The following is a 22249-nucleotide window of genomic DNA, read 5'->3' as shown; positions in this document are numbered from 1 at the left end:
GCAAGGGGGAGGAGGGTCATGCCGCGACGAGGAATCCCCCCATGCCCGCCGCCATCCGCGCCCACGCACTCCGCTCCGACGGCACCCGCCGCGCCTGGATCCTCCTCACCGCCCTGGCGCTCCTGACCTTCGGTGCCCTGCACGCCCGCGCGGACGAGAAGGTGATCCGGATCGGCTACCAGAAATACGGCACCCTGGTCCTCCTCAAGGGCAAGGGCCTCTTGGAGCAGCGCCTGAAGCCGCTCGGCTACCGCGTCACCTGGGCCGAGTTCCCCTCGGGGCCGCCCCTGATGGAGGCGCTGAACGCCGGCGCCGTCGATCTCGGCTCGGCCGGCGAGGCGCCGCCGATCTTCGCCCAGGCCGCCAACCCGGACCTGCTCTATGTCGGCCACGAGCCGGCCGCGCCGAAGGGCGAGGCGATCCTGGTGGCCAAGGACAGCCCGATCCGGACGGTCGCGGACCTGCGCGGCAGGAAGATCGCCCTCAACAAGGGCTCCAACGTCCACTACTTCCTGGTCCGGGCCCTGGAGCAGGCGGGCGTGCCCTACGAGGCGGTGACCCCGACCTTCCTGGCGCCGGCCGACGGGGCCGCCGCCTTCGCGCGGGGGGCCGTCGATGCCTGGGCGATCTGGGACCCCTACCTCGCCTCGGGCGAGCGCAGCACCGGCGGCCGCATCCTCGTCGACGGCACCGACCTCGTGCCCAACCGCCAGTTCTACCTCTCGACCCGCGCCTTCACGGCGGCCAACGGCCCGGCCCTCGACGCGACGCTCGCGGCGATCGGCGAGATCGACGCCTGGGCCAAGGACAACACCGACGCGGTGGCGGCCGAACTCAGCCCCTCCGTCGGCATCCCGGCGCCGATCCTCACGGTGGCCCTGCGCCGCCTCACCTACGGGGTCACGCCCCTGAATGCCGAGACCACCGCCGACCAGCAGAAGGTCGCCGACACCTTCCACCGCCTCGGCCTGCTGCCGAAGCCCGTGGACGTGGCCTCGGCAGTGAGGAAGCCCGGGAGCTGAGGCGGCTCAGCCCGGCAGCACCGGCGCCTTCACCCCCGGCAGGCGGTCGAGGTCGGCCGGGCTCAGGCGGGTATGCGCCGCCACCAGGGCGTGCGGGGTGAGGGCGAGCCACTGGCGCAGGGAGATGTCGGCGTAGGTCGGGCTGCGGAACATCTCCAGGAAGGTCAGGGGCGTCGTGCCGGTGTTCTCGATGTAGTGGCCCATGGCGAAGGGCACGTAGCCGACGTCGCCGGCCTGGTAGTCGAAGGTGCGGGCCTTCGATTCCGAGCCGAACACCGTCATGCGGCCCTGGCCCGCGATGTAGAACTGCCACTCGTCGCCGTTCGGGTGCCAGTGCAGCTCGCGCAATCCCCCGGGCTCCAGCTCCACCAGGGCGGCCGCGATGGTCTTCGAGGCCTTGAACACCGAGGAATCGGTGATGCGCACGGTCCCGCCCGGCAGGCTGAGGGGCGCCTGGGCCAGCATCCGGTGGCTGAAGGGTTCGGGCACCGGGCCGGCGCCGCCCATCCGGTCCGCGTCGAGGGGGCCGGGCGTCGGCCCCGGGAAGATGTAGAGCTCCTTCTCCGGCACGCCCGCGAAGGCGCTCTCCGGCAGGCCGAAATTCTTGGCCAGGATGTCTCTCGGCGTATGCGCCAGCCAGTCGGTCAGGAGGAAGGTGGAATCCTCCGAGAACCCGCCATCGTCGAAGACCAGCAGGAACTCGCAGCCGTCGACGCCGTCGGCCGACAGGCCCTGGATCGAATGCGGGATGCCCGAGGGAAAGTACCAGAGGTCGCCCGCGCCGACATCGTCCGCGAAGGTCCGCCCCTGCGCATCCACCGCGGTGATCCGGGCCTTGCCCTTCAGCATGTAGGCCCACTCGGCCTCCTTGTGCCAATGCATCTCGCGCACCACGCCGGCGCCGAGCCGCATGTTCACGCCCGCCATCGCCGTCGACACGGGCAGTTCCCGGATCGTCGTCTGCCGGGCCCAGCCGCCCTCCTCGAGGCGCATGTGGCTGTCGGCGAAGGACCATTTCAGGTTCGGCATCGTGCCGTGGTCGGTCCGGGGCGGGCGGAGGGTGAAGGGGTCCTCGGCCTCCCGGGCCGGGTTGCGCGGACCCAGGATCGCGGCGCCGTCCTTGCCCCGGATCGGGCTCTGGGCCGTGGGCTGAGCGTTCGCCCCGGCGACGGTGAGGAGGGATCCCCCGGCGGCGGTGGCGGCCAGGAGGCTTCGGCGGGACAGGTCCGTCATGGGCATCGGGTCTCGGGCATCGGGTCACGTGTGGCATCCGGGGACGCCGCTGGGCGCCCCCTCGCCTCCGGTCAATCGGCCCCGGCCGAGGCCGTTCCGTGCCTCACGGCCTCGTGCGGCCGCCCGTCAGGCCGCCATCTCGGCCGGAGCGGCCGGGCGCTCGCCCTGCGCTCGCAGGCGCTCCAGGAAGGCGGCCGCCAAGCGCCCGCGCGTCGCCGGGTCCGCGCTGCCCTGGCGCAGCAGCACCCGGTTGTCCTTGCGCACGATGTGGGCGTGGACGGGCACCTGCAGCGGCGGCGCGTTCGGCCGCAGGTCGGCGGCCAGACCCTGCGGCCCGCCGCTGAGGCGGTGGATGCCCAGCGCCAGGCAGCCGACCCGGAGGCGGGCGAGCGCGATCAGGTCCTCGAAGGGGGCGGGCGGCGGGCCGAAGCGGTCGACCACCTCGCTGCGCAGGGCCTCGACCTCTTCCGGGTTCGCGAGGCGCAGGGTGCGGGTGTAGAGGCTGAGCCGCACCTCCGGCTCGGGCACGTAGTCGGCCGGCACCGCGCCGGAGAGGCCGAGGCGGATCTCCGGGTTCCAGTCCTCGGCGGGCTCGCCCTTGGCGGCGCGCAGCGCCAGGTGCAGCAGGTGCTGGTAGAGCCCGAGGCCGATGAGCTTGACGTGGCCGGCCTGGTTCTCGCCCACGAGGTCGCCCGCCCCGCGCAGATCGAGATCCCGGGCGCTGATGGCGAAGCCCGCGCCGAGGCGGTCGAGGGCCTCCAGCGTCCGCAGGCGCTTCTCGGTGGCGGGCGTCAGCGGGCGGTCGGGGCGGCTGAGGAGGTAGACCACGCCGCGGCGCTGGCCGCGCCCGACCCGGCCGCGCAGCTGGTGCAGCTGCGACAGGCCGAAGCGCTCGGCATCCCAGACCAGCATGGTGTTGGCGCGCGGCACGTCGAGCCCGCTCTCGATGATGCTGGTGGCGAGCAGCACGTCGCCCTCGCCGTCGGCGAAGCGCACCATCACGTCGTCCATCTCGGCGGCGTTGAGGTCGCCATGGGCCACCCGGGTCTGCAGGTCCGGCACCAGCCTGGCGAGGCGGGCCGCCATCGGGGCGATGTCCTCGATGCGCGGGCAGACGACGAAGCTCTGGCCGCCCCGCCGGTGCTCGCGCGTGAGGGCGTCGCGCATCGTCTCGTCCTCGAAGGGCGCGATCACGGTGCGGATCGGCTGGCGCACGGAGGGCGGCGTGGCGATGACGCTGAGGCTCTGGAGCCCGACCAGCGCGCTCTGCAGCGTGCGGGGAATCGGGGTCGCGGTCAGCGTGAGCACGTGGCCGTCGCCCGCCGCCTCCCGCAGCCCCTGCTTGATCCTGGTGCCGAAGCGCTGCTCCTCGTCGACGACCATCAGGCCGAGATCCGCGAAGGCGACGCCCTTGGCCGCGAGGCAGTGGGTGCCGACCACGAGGCGGATCGCGCCGTCGGCCAGCCCCGCCTTCACCCGCTTGGCCTCGGGGGCCGAGACGAGGCGGGAGAGGTGGGCGACCTCGATGCCGAAGCGGGCGAAGCGCCGGGTGAAGGTCTGCACGTGCTGGCGCGCCAGCACCGTGGTCGGGGCCACGATCGCCACCTGCTTTCCGGCGAACACGGCCGCGGCGGCGGCGCGCAGGGCCACCTCGGTCTTGCCGAAGCCGACATCGCCGCAGACGAGGCGGTCCATCGGGCGGCCCGAGGCCAGGTCCGCCATCACGCCGGTGACGGCGCTCGCCTGGTCGGCGGTCAGCGCGAAGCCGAAGCCGGCGGCGAAGCGTTCCATTTCGCGGTCGGGCGGCACCAGCACCGGCGCCCGGACCGCCCGGCGCTTCTCGGCATCGGCCAGCATCACCCGGGCGGCCCGGGCCATGCAGGCCTCCGCCTCGAGCCGGCGGCGCCCCCAGCTCCCGCCCTCCAGCTTGTCGAGGGTCACGGCCTCGACCTCGGAGCCGTAGCGCCAGATCCGGTCGGCCTGCGAGACCGGCACCATCAGGATGCCGTCGCCCGCGAAGCGCAGGCGCAGGGCGTCCTCGCTCCCGCCGTCGCCGGTGCTCACCGCCTCCAGGCCCTCGAACACGCAGAGCCCGTTGTCGCGGTCGACGGCGACGTCGCCGATGCGCAGCTCGACCTCGCCGATGGGCAGGATGGCGCTCGGGCCTCCGGCCGTGACGGTGGCGGCGTGCCCGCCGAAGAGGTCGGCGGCGGCGATCACCGCCATCCCCGCGCCGGGCACCCGGAAGCCCGCCTCGATCGGGGCCTCCAGGGTGAGGAGCGCCCCGGGCTTCGCCGCGACGGCCTCGGCCCAGGCCCGCACCGGCCGGGCCTTGCGTCCCAGCGCCCGCTCGGCGATGCGGACCAGCCGCGCCAGCGGCTCGGCCGGCCCCGTGAGGAGGATGCGGTCGCCCGCCGTCAGGCGCTCGCGCAGGGTCTCGGCCAGGGCCGTGTTCGGCCGGGCCCTGCGCACGAAGACCGGCATGGTGAGGTCCCGGGCCTCGTCCGCCTGGGCCTCCGCGACCCGGCGCGCCGCGAGCTGGGCGGCCCAGTCCTCGGGGCCGAGGTAGAGGCCGCCATCGTCGGCCCCGCCGCGCCGGGACCGGGCCGCGGCCTCGCGGCCGTCCGCGATCTGCTCGAAGAAGGCCTGCGCCCGCTCCTCCGCCCCGTCCTCGACGACGAGGCGCGCCTCGGGCACCTGATCGAGGACGGTGACGAGGGACGGGTAGTACCGGGCGAGGCCGTGTTCCTGGCCGGTGAAGGGCACGAGCCGGCTCTCCGAGCCCTCGGGCAGGACGATCTCGGTGGCGGGGTCGATCACCAGCACGTCGGCATCGGCCAGCGAGCGCTGCGAGACCGGGTCGTAGGAGCGGATCGCGGTGACCCGGCCCGCCTCGTACTCGATGCGGCAGGGCCGGTCGGCGGCGGCCGGGAAGACGTCCACGGTGCGGCCCCAGACCGCGACCTCGCCGGGCTCGTCGACCCGGTCGTCGAGGATGTAGCCGAGGCGCTGCAGGAAGGCGGAGATTGCGGCGGGATCGAGGGCGTCGCCGACCCGCAGCTCCAGGCGCGCCTGCGCCCAGGTCTCGGCCGGGGGCACGCGCTGGATCAGGGCCGGGGCGGTGGTGAGGACGATGTCGGGCAGGGCGGCCGTGTCGGTGAGCCAGCGCAGCACGCCGGTGCGCGCGCCCATCACCCCGCGCGAGGGCGAGGCGCGGTCGTAGGGCAGGCAGTCCCATTCCGGGTAGATCGCGACGCTGCGCTCCGGCGACAGCGCCCGCAGGATCTTCGCGATGCGGTCGAGCCGGTGGCTCTCGCGGGCCATGTGGACCAGGGGCCTGCCGGTCCGGGTCAGGTCGAGGAGGGCGACCGCCAGGGCGCCGGTGGGCACGAGCGGCGCGACGGTCTCCGGGGCGGCGGCCGTCGGATTGGCCTCGGCGGCAGGCTTGGCCTCGGCGGCAGGCTTGGCCCCGGCCGTCGCCTTTGCCTTGGCGGAAGGTTTTGCCTTGGCGGAAGGCCTGGCCTTGGCCGTCGCTTTTGCCTTGGTCGGCCCCTTGGCCGGCTCCTTGGCCGTCGCGGTCGAAGCGGGAGACGACGCGGTCCTGCGTTTTGCCATATGGGGTGTGCGCTGCCCGGCTCGAGGATGGGACTCGGGAAACGCGGCCGGCGGGCCCCCGGCTCCGCGCTTTCGCCGTCCGTCCCCAGTTTGTCGCAGGCCTGTGGATCACATCTCCGGGTCGGGCGCCGCCTCCAGCCGGCCTTGCGCGATGGCGGCCTGGAAGGCGGCGAAGTCGGCCTCGTTCTGGTCGCCGTAGGCGAAGGCCCAGTCCGCCAGGGCCTCGCGCAGGTCGCAGTGCCGGTCGCGGCCGCAATAGCCCGCGATGGCGGCCGCGTCCCCCGTGCGGGCGTGCGCCCGGGCCAGCAGGGCGCCGTAGGCCCAGGAGAAGGTGATCAGCGGCTGCCCCGTGAGCCCGGCCACGGGGATGTCGCCCTTCATGTTCTTCATCTGGCGCACGTAGAACGGCCGGTCGTCGATGGTGGTCCAGCCCAGCAGCGGGTCGCCCACCGCCTGGAGCAGGCGCTGGCCGTAGATCACCCGCTCGCCCTCGTGGTCGCCGTAGGCGTCGGGCATGCCGGCGAGGTAGGGGGCGTGGGCCGGCGTCACCGCCTCCTTGACCTGGAGGAAGAGCACGTCCTGGTCGGAATTCCCGCACAGGAGGGCGACGTAGGCGCGGGTGCCGACGCTGCCGACCCCGACGACCCGGTGGGCGACGTCCACCACGTGGTAGCGGCTGAGCATGAACCGGCGCTCGCGCGGCAGGGTCTCGGCATAGTGCTCCAGGCCGCCGATCACCGCCTCGCGGGTCTCCGCGTCGACGCCGGTGAGGATCGGGGGCTCCTCCTTGAAGCGCCAGCCGCCGTCGGTGCGGCGCTCGCCGACCCGGGCGAGCAGGCTCTTGTTGTGCTTCCTGCGCGCCTTCTCCACCGCCTTGGCGATGACGGCCTCGGAATGGGCGTCGATGGTGAGGCCGGCGAAGTCGAGCTGGTCGGCCCGGGCCGCCTGGTGCCAGACATCGAGGGGTCCCTGCGGCGCCAGCTCGGTCATGGTGTGCTGGTAGCCCGCCACCGCCGCGCGGGTGGCTTCGCGGCGCTCGGCCTTGCCGACCCCGTCGGTGCGCGCCGCCACCTCGATGCTGGCCACGAGCCGCTTCAGGTCCCATTCCCAGGGGCCGATCGTGACCTCGTCGAAGTCGTTGAGGTCGAGGACGATGTCGCGCTGGGGCGTGCCGAACAGGCCGAAATTGGCCAGGTGCGCGTCACCGTTCATCACGACCGCGATGCCGCTGCGCGGGGTGTGGGCGAGGTCCCAGGCCATGACGTGCGCGGCCCCCCGCAGGAAGGCGAAGGGCGAGCTCGCCATGCGGGCGACCCGCAGGGGAATCAGCCGCTCCTGGCGTCCGCGATGCGCCGCCTCGATCAGGGAGACCGGGTCCGGCCGGTTGCCGGGCGGCGTCCAGGCGGCGTGGGCGGCGTGGGGCACGACCGCGCGCAGGGCCTTGCCGGCGTGCCGGCGCGTGTCCCAGGGCTCGCCCGCCTCGCGCAGGTTGATGCGGGGGATGTCGGCCAGGGGCGCCAGCAGGATGTCCTCGGCCTCCTGCTGGATCTCGGTCGCGCTCGATCCGTCGGCGCGAAGGCTGACATCCTGGGGGCATTCCATGCACGGTCCTCACACGCGAATTCGTGAAGGACAAATCTTGACCGTTTGCGATCGTTCCCGGGGCAACACGTCTCAGCACCGGCCTTCATCCCGGCCAAAAGTCGTGCGCACCCGTCGCCGGAGCTTTCGTGCGAGCGGACGTTGCGCCGTCCTGCAACGATCCGGTCGACCGTTCGATCACGTCGAAGATCGGAAGCCTTGCAGGGTGGAGGCCGGGGTCCGGATTTGAACCGGACGTGCGAATCCTTGCGGGGATCCTGGCTCTACACTCACCCACCTGGCCGAAGACCAACAAGCATGGATCTTTCGATGGATCAAGCGGACGACATCTTGGATGCGATGAATCCGTTAGCGAAGCATGAAGATCAATTCGGTCCATGCCGCGCCGCTATTCTGGACGATCCCGATGCCCGTCGGCGCGATGCTTCTCCCGGCCCCCGGCCGCGGCGGCCTGATCCCTGCCGGTGCCTCGCCGGCCATTCCTGCGGGCCGTCGCCGATTGACCCGCGCGGACAAACCGCGTTCTTGAGCGCGGCGATTCAGGAGTGCTCGACCGATGTCCGTAACGTCCGTCCCGACGACGCCCTATGACGACCAGAAGCCGGGCACGTCCGGCCTGCGCAAGAAGGTGCCGGTCTTCCAGCAGGCGCGCTACGTCGAGAACTTCGTCCAGGCGATCGTCGACTGCATCCCCGACCGGGCGGGCACGACCCTGGTGCTCGGCGGCGACGGGCGCTTCCTGAACCGCCAGGTGGTGCAGACCACCCTGAAGATCGCCGCCGCCAACGGCTTCGCCCGCGTGCTGGTGGGCCGGGGCGGCCTGCTCTCGACCCCGGCCGCCTCCTGCGTCATCCGCAAGCACGGCGCCATCGGCGGCGTCATCCTGTCGGCGAGCCACAACCCGGGCGGGCCGGAGGGCGATTTCGGCATCAAGTTCAACACCGCCAATGGCGGCCCGGCCCCCGAGACCGTCACGGCGGCGATCTACGCGCGCACCCGGGCCCTGACCGAATACCGGATCGTCGAGGGTCCCGACCTCGACCTCGACACGATCGGCGAGACCCGGCTCGGCGACATGACCGTCGCGGTCATCGACCCGGTGGCCGACTACCTCGCGCTGATGCGCGAGCTCATCGACTTCGACGCGATCACCCGCCTGTTCGCGAGCGGCTTCCGCATGCGCTTCGACGCCATGAGCGCGGTCACCGGTCCCTATGCCCACGCCATCCTGGAGGGCGTGTTCGGGGCCGAGCCCGGCACCGTCCTCAACGGCACGCCGCGGGAGGATTTCGGCGGTCACCATCCGGACCCGAACCCCGTCCACGCCCACGACCTCTACGCGCTGATGCTGAGCCCCCAGGCGCCGAATCTCGGCGCGGCCTCGGACGGCGACGGCGACCGCAACATGATCGTGGCGCCCGGCCTGTTCGTGACCCCGAGCGACAGCCTGGCGATCCTGGCGGCCCATGCCCACCTCGCCCCCGGCTATGCCGAGGGGCTGGCGGGCGTCGCCCGCTCCATGCCGACGAGCCGGGCGCTCGACCGGGTGGCGGCGTCGCTGGGCATCGCGGCCTACGAGACCCCCACCGGCTGGAAGTTCTTCGGCAACCTGCTCGATGCCGGCCTGATCACCCTCTGCGGCGAGGAGAGCGCCGGCACCGGCTCGAACCACGTCCGCGAGAAGGACGGGCTCTGGGCCGTGCTGATCTGGCTCAACATCCTGGCGGTCACGGGCAAGCCGGCCGACGCCGTGGTGCGGGACCACTGGACCCGGTTCGGGCGCGACTACTACACCCGGCACGATTACGAGGAGATCGATTCGGAGGCCGCCAAGCGCCTGATGGAGGGCCTGCGCGCCAAGCTCGCCGGCCTGCCGGGCCGGAGGCTCGGCGACCTCACCGTCGCGGCGGCGGACGACTTCCGCTACGTCGATCCCGTCGACGGCTCCGTCACCGAGCAGCAGGGCGTGCGCGTCACCTTCGCGGAGGATGCCCGGGTGGTCTACCGACTCTCCGGCACCGGCACGGCGGGCGCGACCCTGCGGGTCTATGTCGAGCGCTACGAATCCGCCCCCGACCGGCTCGAACTGCCGGTGGCGGAGGTGCTGGCCCCGGTGGTGGCGGTGGCCAACGCACTCGCCGACATCGCCGCGCTCACCGGCCGCTCCGAGCCGAGCGTCGTCACCTGAGGCGCGAGGGGGCGCACCGGCGCCCGTGATCCGGCGCCCGTGATCCGGCGTCCGTGATCCGGCGTCGCGGTCCGGAACAGGGCCGGGCGCCGGTGCCTTGTCCCCGCATCGATCGAAACGGTGCGAGGAGACGGGCCGACATGACGCTGCAAGGCAGGCACGCGCTGATCACGGGCGCGGATTCCGGGATCGGGCAGGCGACGGCCGAGCTGTTCGCCCGCCAGGGCGCCGACGTCGCCATCACCTACAACACCGACGCGGACGGCGCCCGCGAGACCGCCCGCCGGGTCGAGGCGGCCGGCCGCCGCTGCCTCGTGATCCAGAACGATGTCGGCGACCCGGCCTCGGTGGAGGCGACCTTCGCGCAGGTGGCCCGGGAACTCGGCGTCCTCGACATCCTGGTGAACAATGCCGGCCAGGCCATGAGCGGCATGCCGGTGGCCGAGATGGACGACGGCAAGCTCGAGCAGATCCTGCGCGTCAACCTGATGGCCCCGGTCTTCTGCGCCAGGGCCTTCATCAAGGTCCGCCGGGCCCAGGGCGGGCGCGGCAAGATCGTCATCGTCTCCTCGGTGGCCCAGCACCTGCCGACCCCGGAGAGCGCCCCCTACGGCATGTCGAAGGCGGGCGTCGGCTCCCTCTGCCGCAGCCTGGCGCGGGAGCTCGCCGAGGACCGGATCAACGTCAACAACGTGGCGCCCGGCCTGATCGAGACGCCGATGACCCGCGACCGCTTCGAGAACCCGGACAAGCTCGCCCAGTCCCTCGAGCGCATTCCCTGGCACCGGGCCGGCCAGCCCGACGAGATCGCCAAGGCGATCCTCTACCTCGCCTCGGACGATGCCGACTACGTCACCGGCCACACCCTGGTGGTCGATGGCGGCCTGACCATGCAGTGGGGCGGCGCCTGAGGCACCAGGCGCGGGAGGACCGGCGCCCCGGTCCGGCCGTTCGCTCGGGGGAAGCCGTCGTGGGCTTCCGGCGCAACGGGTCCCGTGACCGACGGGGGCCCCGGCGGCGCGGGCCGCTTCCTAGCGCGGGTTCCGCCAGGAGGTCGCGGCGGGGGCCGTGGTGACCGGGGCGAGACTGCCGGTGGCGACCGGGGCGGCCGGGCGGACCGGTGCCGCGCGCTCCTCGGCCACCCGCAGCTTGCGCGGCGCGACCGCGGCCCGCCGGGCGGCGCGGACCCGGCGGCGGCGCGGGCGCGGGCTCTCGGAGGTGGCGCCGATATAGCCGCCGACGATGCCGCCCACGACCGCGCCCACCGGGCCGCCGACCAGGGCGCCCGCCACCGCGCCGGTGCCGACGCCCACGGTGGTCTTGCTCGCGGCCATTGCCGCCTGCGGCGCCGCGAGGACGCCGATAAGCAGCAGTGCGGAGGTGAATGCCTTCATGGTACCCGTAACCCCTTGATTCCGGCCGTGGTCCCTGGCGGTCCACCGTGACGAAATCGGGGCCGCACCGGGCGCGGGCGGGGTTTCGGCGGATCGAATGCCGACGACGCCCAGCGGCTGTGCTTTGCGTGCATCAGTCGTCGGGGGCACCGCGCGTGCGCGACGCCTCGATCGTCGGGAGGCGGGCGAGGAGGTCCGGGAAATCCGGGCGCGCGTCGATCCGCGGCACGGTGCAGGCCCGCTCCAGGTCGCGCCAGGGGCCGGAACCGAGGCCCGCGAGGTCGAGGAGTTCGCCCAGCAGCAGCCCCCAGGCCCGCACCTCGACCCGGCGCAGGGCCGCGCCGGCCGCGCCCTCGGGCAGGATCGAGGCGGCGCCGAAATCGCTGACGACGGCCCGCCCGTCCGTGCCGTCCCACAGGATGTTGTGGCCGTAGAGGTCGCCGTGCAGGAGGCCGCGGGCGTGGAGATGGGCGCAGGCCTCCGCGGCGCCGCGGGCGATGCGCAGGGCCGTCGCGGGCGCCAGGGCGAGGCCGGGCGCGTAGACGTCCCGGCTGCAGCTCTCCAGGCTCGGCGGGCCGGCCAGCACCCGCCAATCCGCCGGCAGCAGCGGCATCAGCAGCCCCTCCGTGCCCTCCGGGTGATCGACGACGCGCCCGAGGGCGCCGGTGAGGTGCGGGTGCGCCCCCGCCGCGAGGCAGGCGGCCATCTCGCGCTCGGGCAGGCCGTCGCTGGTCATGGCGCCCTTGAACAGCTTCAGGGCGACTGCCTCGGCCGCGGCCCCGCCGCGGCGCCAGAGCGCCCTGTGCACGCGCCCCGAGGCGCCCTCGCCCAGGAGGTCGCCGGGTTCGAGATCGCCCCAGGGGACGCCCGGCACGTCGAGGGGGCCGGGCGCGTCGTCGAGGGGATTGCCGGCGAAGGAGGTCCAGGCCAGGGCCGGCAGGCTGGTCAGCCAGGCCGGCAGCGCCTCCAGGCGGTTGGCGGCCAGGCGCACCAGTTCGAGGTTCGGCGCCCCCGCCAGGCTCTCGGGCAAGGCCGCCAGGGCATTGCCCGAGAGCATGAGCTTCTGCAGGTGCGGGCGCGCCCCGAGGGCGTCGGGCAGGGTCGCGATGCGGTTGTCCGTGAGCGTGAGCCAGCGCAGGGCGGGGGGCAGGGCCTCGCCCGGCACCTCCACGAGCCCGGTGCCGCGGAAGCCGACCTGACTCAGGGACGGGCACTCCCCCAGCACTGGCGGCAGGCGGGTGAAGCGGCTGCCCGAGCAGAACAGCACGCGCAGGTGTCGCAGGCGCCCGAAATCCGCGGGCAGCGCATCGAGGTGGCTGCCGCTCAGGTCCAGGAGTTCGAGGGTGTCGGCGAGCCCGAGGATCTCGCGCGGGAACTCGGCGAGGCCGGGGGGAAAGCGCAGCGCCCGGGCGCCGGCGCAGTCGCCCCGGCGCAGGGCGGCCAGCAGGTCTCGGGTCATCGCGGGGCGGCGGGGAGGCGGGTCATGCCGCCGGTCCTAGCGCGGGCGGGGGACCGGGCGCACGGCTTTTCTCGCGCAGGACCGCCGCCCGGGCGGGGCCGGTGCCGGCGCGCGGATGGGCGGCGTCGAAGGCCTCCATCAGGCGGGCGGCGTCGATCTTGGTGTAGAGCTGCGTCGTGGAGAGCGAGGCGTGGCCGAGCAGCTCCTGGATCGCCCGCAACTCGCCCCGGCGCGCCAGGAGGTGGGTGGCGAAGGAGTGGCGCAGGGCGTGGGGCGTGGCGCTCTCGGGCAGGCCGAGGCCGCCCCGCATCGCCGCCACCGCGTACTGGATGACGCGCGGCGAGAGCGGGCCGCCCTTGGCGCCGACGAAGAGCGGGCCGTCCGGCGCCAGGTCGTAGGGACAGGCCGCGCGGTACGCCGCCACCGCCGCCGCCACCACGGGCAGCACCGGGACCATCCGCATCTTGCCGCCCTTGCCGAGCACCGTGACGGCATCGACCCCCGGCACCGGTGCGTCCCGGGCGGTGAGCCCGAGGGCTTCCGAGATGCGCAGGCCGGAGCCGTAGAGCAGGGCCAGCACGGCCGCGTCGCGGGCCAGGATCCAGGGCTCGCGGGTCTCGCCGGCCCGCAAATCCGGCCCGGTCATCGCCCGGGCGGCGGCGACGGGGATCGGGCGCGGCAGGCGCCGCTCCACCTTGGGCGAGCGCACGGCGCCCAGCGCCGCCACGGTGCCGTGGCCCTGGCGCTCGAGGTGGCGGGCGAAGGAGCGCAGGCCCGCCAGGGCCCGCATCAGCGAGCGCCCGCCGACCCCCTCCGCCCGGCGCGCGGCCATGAAGGCGCGCACGTCCCGGGGCTTGAGGGCGACGAGAGCGGCGATGCCGGGGGGGCCGTGCCGCCCGGCGCGATGGGCCAGGAACTGGCGCAGGTCCCGGGCATAGGCCTCGACGGTGTTGGGCGAGAGGCGCCGCTCCCGCGCGAGCTCGTCCTGCCAGGCCAGGGCCTCGGCGCGCAGGGCCGCATCCCCCGGAAAGGCCAGGGCGTCGGCGGGCAGCGGGGACGGGCCGTGTGCGGAGGATGCCATCCCGCCACTGAAGCCCGAGAGGCGTTGACGCTCCGTTGCCGTGGCGCGCCGCTCCGGACCCCGGCCGGCCCGTCGGCTTCGGGACGAGGACGGGCGGACGAGGCGCTTAACGTCGCGCCAACCATGTCGACGACTCGGATGGAACCGTAGGAGATCTTGCAACCGCCGGCCGGTAAGCTCTGCTCCGAGACAGGCAGAGCTATGCAGATCGATCTCCAAACCCTCTGGTACTTGACGGTCGGGACGCTGCTGGTGTCGGCTTCGCTGCTGCTCTGGGAACGGCAGGCCCATCCGGCGCGCGCCGGGCTCCTCGGAATCCTGGCCGCGGGGCTCTTCGCCTTCGTCCTCGGCTGCCTCGTCGCGATGAACCGCAGCCGCTTCCCCGTCGCCCTCGGCATGGGGGCGACCAACCTCCTGATGGTGACGGGCTACCTCCTGGTCCTCAACGCCGCGGCGGGTTTCGACGGCCGGCGGCATGTCCGGGCATCCGTCGCGGCGCTGGGCGTCCTGGCCCTCGTCTGGGCGGTCGCCGGCACGCAGTTCCCGACCGCCTTCTGGAACCACGTCTCGGCCCTGCCCATCGCGCTGGCCTGCGGGCTGACGGCCTGGATTCTCCTGCGCAGCCGCACGGTGCGGGGCCTGCGGTCCCGGCCGGTCGCGGCGGCGATCTCGGCCGTCCACGCCGTGTTCTACCTCGGCCGGGCCTTCGTCGCCCCCCTCCTGGTGCAGCGCTACGGGCCGGACATGCTCGCCGTCGTCGCGAAGGCGACGATGTACGAGGCGGTCCTCTACTCGGTGGCGATGCCGATGTCCTTCCTGGCCCTGGTCCGCGAGGAGGAGAAGCGGCACCTCCTGCGCCTGTCGCACACCGACCAGCTGACGGGGCTCGCGAACCGTCACGCCTTCTTCGCGCAGGGCGCCCGGATGCTCGCCGGTCGCCCCGTCTCGCTCCTCGCCTTCGACCTCGACCACTTCAAGGCGATCAACGACCGCTACGGCCATCCGGCCGGCGACGCGATCCTGAAGCTGTTCGCCGAGACCGCCCGCGACGGGGCGGGACCCGACGCGCTCCTGGTCCGGCTGGGGGGCGAGGAATTCGCCGCGCTCCTGCCCGGATGCGACCGCCAGCAGGCGCTGAGCCGCGGCACCGCGATCGCGAGCCGGTTCGCTGCCGCGGCCGCGCGGGCGGACGGCCCCGGAATCCCCGCCACGGTCAGCATCGGCCTCGCCGCCCCGGACGCCCGCGACCTCGCCGAACTGCTCGCGAGCGCCGACGGTGCGCTCTACCGGGCGAAGCTCCTGGGCCGCAACCGGATCGAGGCCGCAGCGCCCCGCGGCTGGGCCGCCGCGGCCTAGGGGCGCGTTCCGGGCCCGCCGCGCCCGCGCCGAGCGGACACGGCGATCCGTGCCGGCACGCCGTCCAACGAGACCGCTCCGGCACTCCGAGGACCGGTGAGTGTCCGATCCTTCTCATGGCATCGGCGTGACACACTTATCAGCGAGCGCCGGGCGATCGAGCGCCGCGTTCGATACCGCCGTCCGGACCGGCCCGAGGGACCAGGGGCCTGCGAAGACTCGGTGAGAAGTCCCGTCGGGCGCTTCCCCGCGAATGGAGCCACCATGCGTGCTTGTGACGTCTCGAGGTTCCGCTCCATCGGAAGACAAGGCCCGATCATCGGGATCGTGGCCCTGAATCTCTTACTCGCGAATATCCCGATCGCGAATTCAGGCGAACCGGCCGACGCGCAGGCGGGAATCATCGCGATTCCGGCCGATGATTTTCTGAACTCGCTCGGAATCTGCATCCATCACGCGCAGGGCGTCGACGCGCAATCCTATGTCGCGCCCTTGAAGTATCTCGGCGTGCGAAACATTCGAGACGATTTCGGCAAGCCGCAAGGTTACGTCTACCTGAAGAAACAAACCGGCGTGAAAGCGAATCTCATTGCGAGCTCGAAGGACCTGGGCGTCACGATCGAGAGCCTGCGATACATCGCCCGCGACGATGCGCTGCTCTCAGTCGAGGGGCCGAACGAGCCGAACAACTTCCCGATAACCTACAAGGGAGAGACGGGCGGGGGCTTTCAAAGGCTGTTCGGGAAGCCGGCGGATTGGACGGCCGTGGCGCGCTTCCAGAGGGATCTCTACAATGCGGTCAAGAGCGACCCGCTGCTGGCGAAATATCCGGTCTTCAATGTTTCGGAGGTCGGCGCTCAGAGTCCGAATCTCGGCCTGCAGTATCTGGAGATCCCGCAAGGCGCGGAGACGGTCTTTCCCGCGGGCACGCGATTCGCCGATTACCTGAATGTCCACAATTACGTCGCCGGGACCCAGAAGCGATACGTCGACAATCAGGCCTGGAACGCCGCCGATCCGCTGATGAATGCAGGCTGGGATGGTCTCTTCGGGAACCACGGCACGTTGTGGGGACACGGCTATCGCGGCTACGGCAGCGCGGAATTGCCTCACGTTCCGAAGGTCACGACCGAAACGGGCTGGGACTCGCATTCGGACTTCGGAGGGGAAAAGGTCCAGGGAACGGTGCTCCTGAACACCTATCTTGCCCAATACAAGCGAGGCTGGAAATACACCTTCCTATACATGCTCAGGGATGGCGAGGGCGGGGCAGGAAACCAGGGGGTCTACAATGCGGATTCCAGTCCAAAGCTCGCCGCGCATTACATACACAATTTCACGTCCATTCTCTCCGACCAGGAAGCGATCAAGACGCCGCGCCGGTTCCGGTATCGGATCGAAAACGCGTCCGGTACGACCCATGATCTCCTCCTGCAGGGAAAGCCGAACGCGTTTTTCCTGGTCGTCTGGGGCGAGCGCACGTCCGGCGGAGAGGATGTGGAGATCAGAATGCCATCCAAGGTGAGATCGGTGAGGATCTATGACCCGACGCTCGGGACCGACCCCATCGAGACGGCGGATGAAACCGACCGTCTGAAGCTATGGCTCACGGATCACCCGATCATCGTCAAATTCGTCGCCGACGCGTCTTGAGGTGCTGCACAAAGCGCCTGGCCACGACCGGTTCCAGCCCTGAGCACGGCGGTGCGAGGGGCGTTTCGTGAGAGACCCTCAGGGCCGGTCGGCGCAGCCCCGGACCGTCACCCCCGCGCCACCCGCGCCATCCGTTCTTGCAGGCATCCGTTCTTGCAGGAACGCCCGGATCCGATCTTCGGCCCGGCGGGATTCCGGCAGGCCCAGCAGCGGGTAGACGTGCATCAGGCCGGGCTCCTCGCGGTAGGCGAGGGGGGCCTCCTCCGCCCGGGCCAGGGCGGCGAGGCGGCGGGCATCGGCCACCAGGATGTCGTGGGTGCCGCAGAAGAGTTCGATCGGCGGCAGGCCCCGCAGGGTGCCGAAGAGGGGGCTCACCCGCTCGTCCGTGGGGTCCCGGTCGCCCGCGTACCAGCGCCCGAGGGTCCGCACGCCCGGGCGCATCAGCATCACGTCCAGGGGCTCGATCCGGGCCTGGGACGGGTCGGAGGTGGTGACGTCGAGCCAGGGCGAGATCAGGACGAGGCCGGCGGGGCCGGGCAGCTCGGCCTGCCCGGCCCCGTCGCGGAGCTGCATCGCCAGGGACAGGGCGAGGCCGCCCCCGGCGGAATCGCCCATCAGGGCGATCGGCGCCGCGGGATCGGCCTCCACGCAGGCCCGGTAGAGCGCCAGCGCGAAGGCACAGATGTCGGCGCAGGCGTGCTCCGGCGTCAGCGGATAGAGCGGCACCGTGACGGTGAGGCCGGTGGCGGCGACCAGCCGGGCGATGAAGCGCCAGTGGATGCGGGTGATCGGGCTCGTATAGGCGCCCCCGTGCAGGTAGATCACGTGGCCCGCCCGGGCGCCCGTGCGCGGCGCGAGACGGTAGACCTCGAAGCCGTCGCGGATCTCCCAGGTCACCGCCAGGGTCCGGCGCATGGCGGGCGTCGGCCGGGCCGGGCGCGGGCGCCCGGCCACCGCCGCCTCGGGGTCGCGGTCCGCCTCGGCGAGGCCGCGCCGGCGCCCGCTGAGGCGGATCGCCAGGCCGAGGAGGCGCGCGGGCAGGCTGGTCACAGCCGGGCCGCGATGTGGTCGCCCACCCGCAGGGCGTTGGCGATGATCGTCAGCGTCGGGTTCACGGCCCCGATCGAGGGGAAGAAGCTCGCATCGGTGACGTAGAGGTTGTCGATGCCGTGGGCGCGGCAATCGAGGTCGAGCACCGAGGTCGCCGGGTCCTCGCCGAAGCGCAGGGTGCCGGCCTGGTGCGCCGTGCCGCCGATCGGCGTGTCCTTGCCCAGATAGAGCGAGCGGTCGAACAGGTGCGGGTGCACGTCGAGCTTGCCGCAGAGGTCGCGCAGCTTCCGTTTCAGGCGGGCATGCCCCTCCATGTTGCTCTCGGTGAGGTCGAGGCGGACCCGGCCGCCCTCGTAGAAGATCCGGTTCTCGGGCCGGGGCAGATCCTCCGAGGTCAGCCAGAAGTCGAGGGAATGCTTCGCGATCCAGTCGAAGGGCTTCTCGGGAAACCATTGCAGGAAGCCCGGCAGGCCCTCGCCGTGGATCTGGGTACCGTCGGACTTGCCGACCATCTGGATGTGGCCCAGCGGAAAGTCCCAGTCGTCCGCACCGAAGTAGAAGTCGTTCAGCCCGAGGGTCTTCTGGAACTTGGTCGGGTTCGGGGTGCGCGAGACGGCGAGCACGGTGGCGTTGTTGTGGCGCATGTAGTTGCGCCCGACCTGGCCCGAGGCGTTGGCGAGACCCTGCGGGTGCGCGTCGTTGGCCGAGCGCAGCATCAGCAGCGCCGAGGAGAGGGCGCCGCAGGCCACCACGACGATGTCGCCCGTCACCGTGCGGCGCTGCCCGTCGCGGACGAGCTCGACCCCGGTGATCGCGCGCCCGCTCGGGCCGGTCAGGAGGCGCTCCACGTAGGCGCCGGTCCAGAGGGTGAGGTTCGGGTGCCGGGCCAGGGCCGGGTCGACGCAGACGACCTGCGCATCGGCCTTGCCGTTGGTCAGGCAGGGATAGCCGTCGAAGGCGTCGCAGCGGATGCAGGCCGAGTGCGGTAGGGCCTTTCCGTCGCGCTCGTCGAGCAGCACCCCCACCGGCAGGTGGAAGGGCCGGTGTCCCTCGCGCTTGAGCCCGTCGAAGAGCTCCTGGATGCGCGGCTCGTGGGAGACCGGCGGGTAGGCGTAGGGCTTGGCCGCCGGCGGCTCGGTGGGGTCTTCCCCGCGCAGGCCGTGCACGTGGTAGAGTTCCTCGGCCGCCTGGTAGTAGGGCGCGAAGGTGTCGTACTTCACCGGCCATTCGGGCGCGTCGCCGTCGGGGTGGCGCACCACGTCGAAGTCGCGGGCGCGCAGGCGCAGCAGCACCGAGCCGTAGACCTTGCTGTTGCCGCCCACGTAGTAGTGCAGGCCGGGGTGGAAGGTGCGCCCGTCGGCGCCGTACCAGGTCTCGGGCGCCTGGTAGCGCGCATCCACGAACACGGCCTGGCTGTCCCAGTTCTCGCGCTCGCGCGGCAGGTAGCCGCCGCGCTCCAGCAGCAGCACGCGCTTGCCGGTCTGCGCCAGGCGCCAGGCCATGGTGCCGCCGCCCGGCCCCGAGCCCACGATGACCACGTCGTACTGCTCGTCGCTCATGGGGGTCCTTCGCGGGTCCATCGAGAATCCGTGCCGCGGCCCGGGCGGGCCACGGATGCCGGCGCCGTGCCGGCCGCCCGGCGGCGGCGCGCGCCGCCGCGAGGCCTCCGACGCTCCGAACGTTTGAACCGGCGCGCGGGTGCCGCGTTCAACCGCCGATGGCATCACGTTCGCGCGCCTTCGTCATCGCCGGCCGACATCATCACCCGTCACCGGCCCGCCAGCGTCCCCTTCGGACCGCGCCTTGGAGGACCGCTCCGTGCTCACCCTCAGCCTCGTCGTCGCCTTCGCGGTCCGGCTCCTCCTGGTGCTGCTGTTCCTGCCCTTCAGCGCCCTCGACAAGATCCTGAACTTCCGGGGCGCCGTGGGGCAGGCGCGCGAGCGGGTCGCCAGTGCCGGGCTCGCCCGGGCGCTCATCCTCGCCGGGCTGTTCGTCGAGATCGTGATGTCCCTGGGCATCCTCACCGGCATCGCCGACCGGGCCGCCGCCTTCGTGCTCGCCGGCTATTGCGGCGTCACGGCGCTGCTGTGGAAGCAGTTCTGGCGCCCCGGCGATTTCTGGGCCGGCGGCGACAGCAAGGGCCGGAGCCTGTTCTGGGATTTCCTGAAGAACTTCGCGCTCGCCGGCGGGTTTCTGCTCATCACCTTCGGCACCGGGGCGGACACCGTGCGGCTCTTCCTCGCCGATCCGCTCGCCTCGTCGCAGCCCTACCGCACCGCCCCCGTTTCCGAGCCCGCCAGGACAAGCCCATGAGTGATTCCACGCGCGACGAGGGCGCCCCCGAGAAACCCCGCGTGCCCTACTGGCACCTCTGGACCGACGCCGAGGGCGTCAGCCACCAGACCCGCTGCGCGCTGACCGACTTCGACATGAAGTCGATGCAGCCGCCGGCCGACCCGCAATGGCAGGGGACCCAGACCCATGACGGCGCCACCGTGATGGTCACGGTGCAGCCGGTGGGCTGGACCGGGGCCTGGCACGAGAACCCGAAGCCGCAATGGATCATCCCGCTCTCGGGCCGCTGGTTCGTCGAATCGATGGACGGCACCCGCGTCGAGATGGGACCCGGCGAGATCTCCTTCGGGGAGGACCAGAACACGAGGCCGCGGGACGGGCGCCAGGGGCACCTCTCCGGCACCGTCGGGTCCGAGCCCGCCGTGCTGATGGTGGTGCAGTTCGATTCGCCGCCGACCCTCGCCACCCCGTGCCGGTTCCGCTAGCGGCATGGCGGGCTTCGAGATCGTCGATCCGCGCTTCGCCGGGTACCTGCTCGGCAATGCCGAACTCGAGGAGATCGCCACCGGCTTCCGCTGGATCGAGGGGCCGGTCTGGTTCGGGGATGCCGATTGCCTCCTGTTCCAGGACCTGCCCCGCGACCGCACCCTGCGCTGGAGCGAGGCCGAGGGGCTGTCGGTCTACCGGGCGCCCTCGCACTTCGCCAACGGCCAGACCCGCGACCGCCAGGGCCGGCTGATCGCCTGCTCGCACCGGAACCGCTGCCTGTCTCGCACCGAGTACGACGGCGCCGTCACCACCCTGGTCACCCACCATGCCGGGCGCCGCCTCAACGCCCCGAACGACGTGGTGGTGGCCTCCGACGGCGGGATCTGGTTCACCGATCCGGTCTACGGCATTGCCAACGACTACGAGGGCGGCCGCCAGGTCTCGGAGCAGCCGCCGGCGCTCTACCGCCTGGATCCGGGCTCGGGCGCGATCCGCGCCATGGCCACCGATTTCGACGGGCCGAACGGACTCGCCTTCTCCCCCGACGAGCGAAGGCTCTACGTCTCCGAGACCGGCGACCAGAGCCGGCCGAACCCGCGCCAGTTCATCCGCGTCTTCGATGTCGGGCCGGACTTCGCCCTCTCGGGCGGCGGGGTCTTCCACACCGTCGCGCCGGGCTATTGCGACGGGATGCGGGTCGACGAGGACGGCAACGTCTGGAGCAGCGCCGCCGACGGCGTCCACTGCATCGACCCGTCCGGCCACCTGATGGGCAAGATCTTCGTGCCGCACCGGGTCTCGAACCTCGCCTTCGGCGGCCGGATGAAGAACCGCCTGTTCATCGGCGGCTCGCACACCCTCTACGCGATCTTCCTCAACCGGCGCGGCGCGCAGACCCCATGACGGATGGCGCGAGGCCGGACATCGGAGCCGGAACGCTGTGCCTGGACCGGATCCGCCTCGTCAGCGCCGATCCTGAAATACTGGCGCGGTATTTCACGGCGGCGCTCGGGTTTTCCCGCGTGACCTCGACACGACCCCTGGTCGACCGGCGAACCACTTTTGGCGAGTCCGTGGTGTCCCTCCGCCTCGGCGCACAGCACGTCGACCTCGTCGGATTCGACCGGCCGGGCCGGCCCTATCCCGACGACGTGCCGGGCTGGAGCCCCCTGTTCCAGCACATCGCTATCGTGGTCTCGGACATGGCGGCCGCGTTCGCACGCCTGTCGGCGACGCCGGGCTGGCGCCCGATCTCCACGGCCGGACCGGAGCGCCTACCCGCGGCCTCGGGCGGGGTGAGCGCCTTCAAGTTCCGCGACCCCGAGGGGCATCCCCTTGAATTCCTTGAGTTTCCGCTTGATGGCATACCCGATGCCTGGCGCCGGGCGGGGCCGGATCCCTGCCTCGGCATCGACCACTCGGCCCTCTCGGTGGCGGACACCGCCGCGAGCCTCGCCTTCTACGAAGCCCTCGGCTTCACGATGGGGGCGCGCTCCACCAATGTCGGTCCCGAACAGGCCCGGCTCGATCGCGTGCCCGACCCGCACGTCACCGTCACCGGCCTGCACCCGCCGGGGGCACCGACGCCGCACGTCGAACTCCTTGACTATGCAGGGAAATTTCCCCGAGGCGGCCAGGCCTGCGGCGACCACGACATCGCCGCCACCGTCCTGGTCTTCGCCGGCGCCGGTGGGGTCCCCCGCCAGATCCGCGACCCGGACGGCCACCGCCTGCGGCTGACCTGAGACCCGGCTCCGGACCGGCGCACCCCCCGGTCCGGTTGGCCGGACACCGGGCGCGACGCTCCTCGGA

Annotated in this window: 17 protein-coding genes and 1 tRNA gene; 9 read left to right on the top strand and 9 right to left on the bottom strand. The window is 72.5% G+C overall.

Annotated elements, in window-relative coordinates:
- Window positions 1-41 precede the first annotated feature (41 nt).
- The gene (locus tag ASF49_RS10350) at window positions 42-1022 is read left to right on the top strand and encodes a sulfonate ABC transporter substrate-binding protein (protein ID WP_056471760.1); all 981 of its coding nucleotides are present in this window, start codon (window positions 42-44) and stop codon (window positions 1020-1022) included.
- A gap of 6 nt (window positions 1023-1028) precedes the next feature.
- Here ASF49_RS10350 and ASF49_RS10345 read toward each other — a convergent pair whose 3' ends face one another.
- The 4 genes from ASF49_RS10345 to ASF49_RS23620 form a co-directional block, all read right to left on the bottom strand.
- Window positions 1029-2255: an oxalate decarboxylase family bicupin gene (locus ASF49_RS10345; RefSeq protein WP_056472664.1), complete on the bottom strand. Its 1227-nt coding sequence runs from the start codon at window positions 2253-2255 to the stop codon at window positions 1029-1031.
- Between the two features lie 126 nt (window positions 2256-2381).
- Entirely contained in the window at window positions 2382-5870 is a 3489-nt protein-coding gene (locus tag ASF49_RS10340; protein WP_082511113.1) for a helicase-related protein, read from the bottom strand.
- Window positions 5871-5978: 108 nt separating this feature from the next.
- Window positions 5979-7472, bottom strand: coding sequence for a DUF2252 domain-containing protein (locus tag ASF49_RS10335; protein WP_056471756.1), 1494 nt, complete (start codon window positions 7470-7472; stop codon window positions 5979-5981).
- Window positions 7473-7678: 206 nt separating this feature from the next.
- Window positions 7679-7755, bottom strand: a tRNA-OTHER gene (locus tag ASF49_RS23620).
- A gap of 273 nt (window positions 7756-8028) precedes the next feature.
- On the opposite strand from ASF49_RS23620, the gene ASF49_RS10330 reads away from it, so the two are divergent.
- Together ASF49_RS10330 and ASF49_RS10325 are read left to right on the top strand one after the other, a co-directional pair.
- Window positions 8029-9660, top strand: a complete 1632-nt coding sequence (locus ASF49_RS10330; protein ID WP_056471753.1) for an alpha-D-glucose phosphate-specific phosphoglucomutase — start codon at window positions 8029-8031, stop codon at window positions 9658-9660.
- Between the two features lie 140 nt (window positions 9661-9800).
- Window positions 9801-10571, top strand: coding sequence for an SDR family NAD(P)-dependent oxidoreductase (locus ASF49_RS10325; RefSeq protein WP_056471750.1), 771 nt, complete (start codon window positions 9801-9803; stop codon window positions 10569-10571).
- A 120-nt stretch (window positions 10572-10691) separates the two neighbouring features.
- Here the strand turns inward: ASF49_RS10325 and ASF49_RS10320 are convergent, their stop codons facing one another.
- The 3 genes from ASF49_RS10320 to ASF49_RS10310 all read right to left on the bottom strand — a co-directional run bounded on the left by ASF49_RS10320 (window position 10692) and on the right by ASF49_RS10310 (window position 13594).
- Window positions 10692-11054 carry a hypothetical protein gene (locus ASF49_RS10320; RefSeq protein ID WP_056471747.1) on the bottom strand — a complete coding sequence of 121 codons (363 nt, stop codon included), beginning with the start codon at window positions 11052-11054 and terminating at the stop codon, window positions 10692-10694.
- Between the two features lie 133 nt (window positions 11055-11187).
- Window positions 11188-12513 carry a leucine-rich repeat-containing protein kinase family protein gene (locus ASF49_RS10315; RefSeq protein WP_056471744.1) on the bottom strand — a complete coding sequence of 442 codons (1326 nt, stop codon included), beginning with the start codon at window positions 12511-12513 and terminating at the stop codon, window positions 11188-11190.
- Between the two features lie 22 nt (window positions 12514-12535).
- On the bottom strand, window positions 12536-13594 hold the full coding sequence (locus ASF49_RS10310) for a tyrosine recombinase XerC (RefSeq protein WP_056471741.1): 1059 nt from the start codon (window positions 13592-13594) through the stop codon (window positions 12536-12538).
- A gap of 201 nt (window positions 13595-13795) precedes the next feature.
- Here ASF49_RS10310 and ASF49_RS10305 point away from each other — a divergent pair, with 201 nt between their 5' ends.
- Both ASF49_RS10305 and ASF49_RS10300 read left to right on the top strand, forming a co-directional pair.
- Window positions 13796-14950 carry a GGDEF domain-containing protein gene (locus ASF49_RS10305; protein WP_056471737.1) on the top strand — a complete coding sequence of 385 codons (1155 nt, stop codon included), beginning with the start codon at window positions 13796-13798 and terminating at the stop codon, window positions 14948-14950.
- Between the two features lie 327 nt (window positions 14951-15277).
- Window positions 15278-16603: a hypothetical protein gene (locus tag ASF49_RS10300; protein ID WP_056471734.1), complete on the top strand. Its 1326-nt coding sequence runs from the start codon at window positions 15278-15280 to the stop codon at window positions 16601-16603.
- 78 nt (window positions 16604-16681) lie between these two features.
- Here the strand turns inward: ASF49_RS10300 and ASF49_RS10295 are convergent, their stop codons facing one another.
- Both ASF49_RS10295 and ASF49_RS10290 read right to left on the bottom strand, forming a co-directional pair.
- Window positions 16682-17653, bottom strand: a complete 972-nt coding sequence (locus tag ASF49_RS10295; RefSeq protein WP_056471732.1) for an alpha/beta hydrolase fold domain-containing protein — start codon at window positions 17651-17653, stop codon at window positions 16682-16684.
- On the bottom strand, window positions 17650-19212 hold the full coding sequence (locus tag ASF49_RS10290) for a GMC family oxidoreductase (RefSeq protein ID WP_056471729.1): 1563 nt from the start codon (window positions 19210-19212) through the stop codon (window positions 17650-17652). The genes ASF49_RS10295 and ASF49_RS10290 overlap by 4 nt, the downstream gene beginning before the upstream one ends.
- A 259-nt stretch (window positions 19213-19471) precedes the next feature.
- Here ASF49_RS10290 and ASF49_RS10285 point away from each other — a divergent pair, with 259 nt between their 5' ends.
- From ASF49_RS10285 to ASF49_RS10270, 4 genes are read left to right on the top strand one after another with little or no spacing between them, the layout of a single operon-like run.
- The gene (locus tag ASF49_RS10285; RefSeq protein WP_056472656.1) at window positions 19472-19966 is read left to right on the top strand and encodes a DoxX family membrane protein; all 495 of its coding nucleotides are present in this window, start codon (window positions 19472-19474) and stop codon (window positions 19964-19966) included.
- Window positions 19963-20433 carry a hypothetical protein gene (locus tag ASF49_RS10280; RefSeq protein ID WP_056471716.1) on the top strand — a complete coding sequence of 157 codons (471 nt, stop codon included), beginning with the start codon at window positions 19963-19965 and terminating at the stop codon, window positions 20431-20433. The genes ASF49_RS10285 and ASF49_RS10280 overlap by 4 nt, the downstream gene beginning before the upstream one ends.
- Before the next feature lie 4 nt (window positions 20434-20437).
- Window positions 20438-21340, top strand: coding sequence for an SMP-30/gluconolactonase/LRE family protein (locus ASF49_RS10275; RefSeq protein ID WP_056471711.1), 903 nt, complete (start codon window positions 20438-20440; stop codon window positions 21338-21340).
- Window positions 21337-22182 (top strand): VOC family protein, encoded by an 846-nt coding sequence (locus tag ASF49_RS10270; RefSeq protein WP_056471708.1) that lies wholly within the window; start codon window positions 21337-21339, stop codon window positions 22180-22182. The genes ASF49_RS10275 and ASF49_RS10270 overlap by 4 nt, the downstream gene beginning before the upstream one ends.
- The last annotated feature ends 67 nt before the right edge of the window (window positions 22183-22249 follow it).

The sequence above is a fragment of the Methylobacterium sp. Leaf104 genome (genome assembly GCF_001422885.1).
GTDB lineage: Bacteria > Pseudomonadota > Alphaproteobacteria > Rhizobiales > Beijerinckiaceae > Methylobacterium.
Note: the sequence above shows the minus strand (reverse complement) of the source record. Positions and strands in the feature narration are given on the sequence as shown.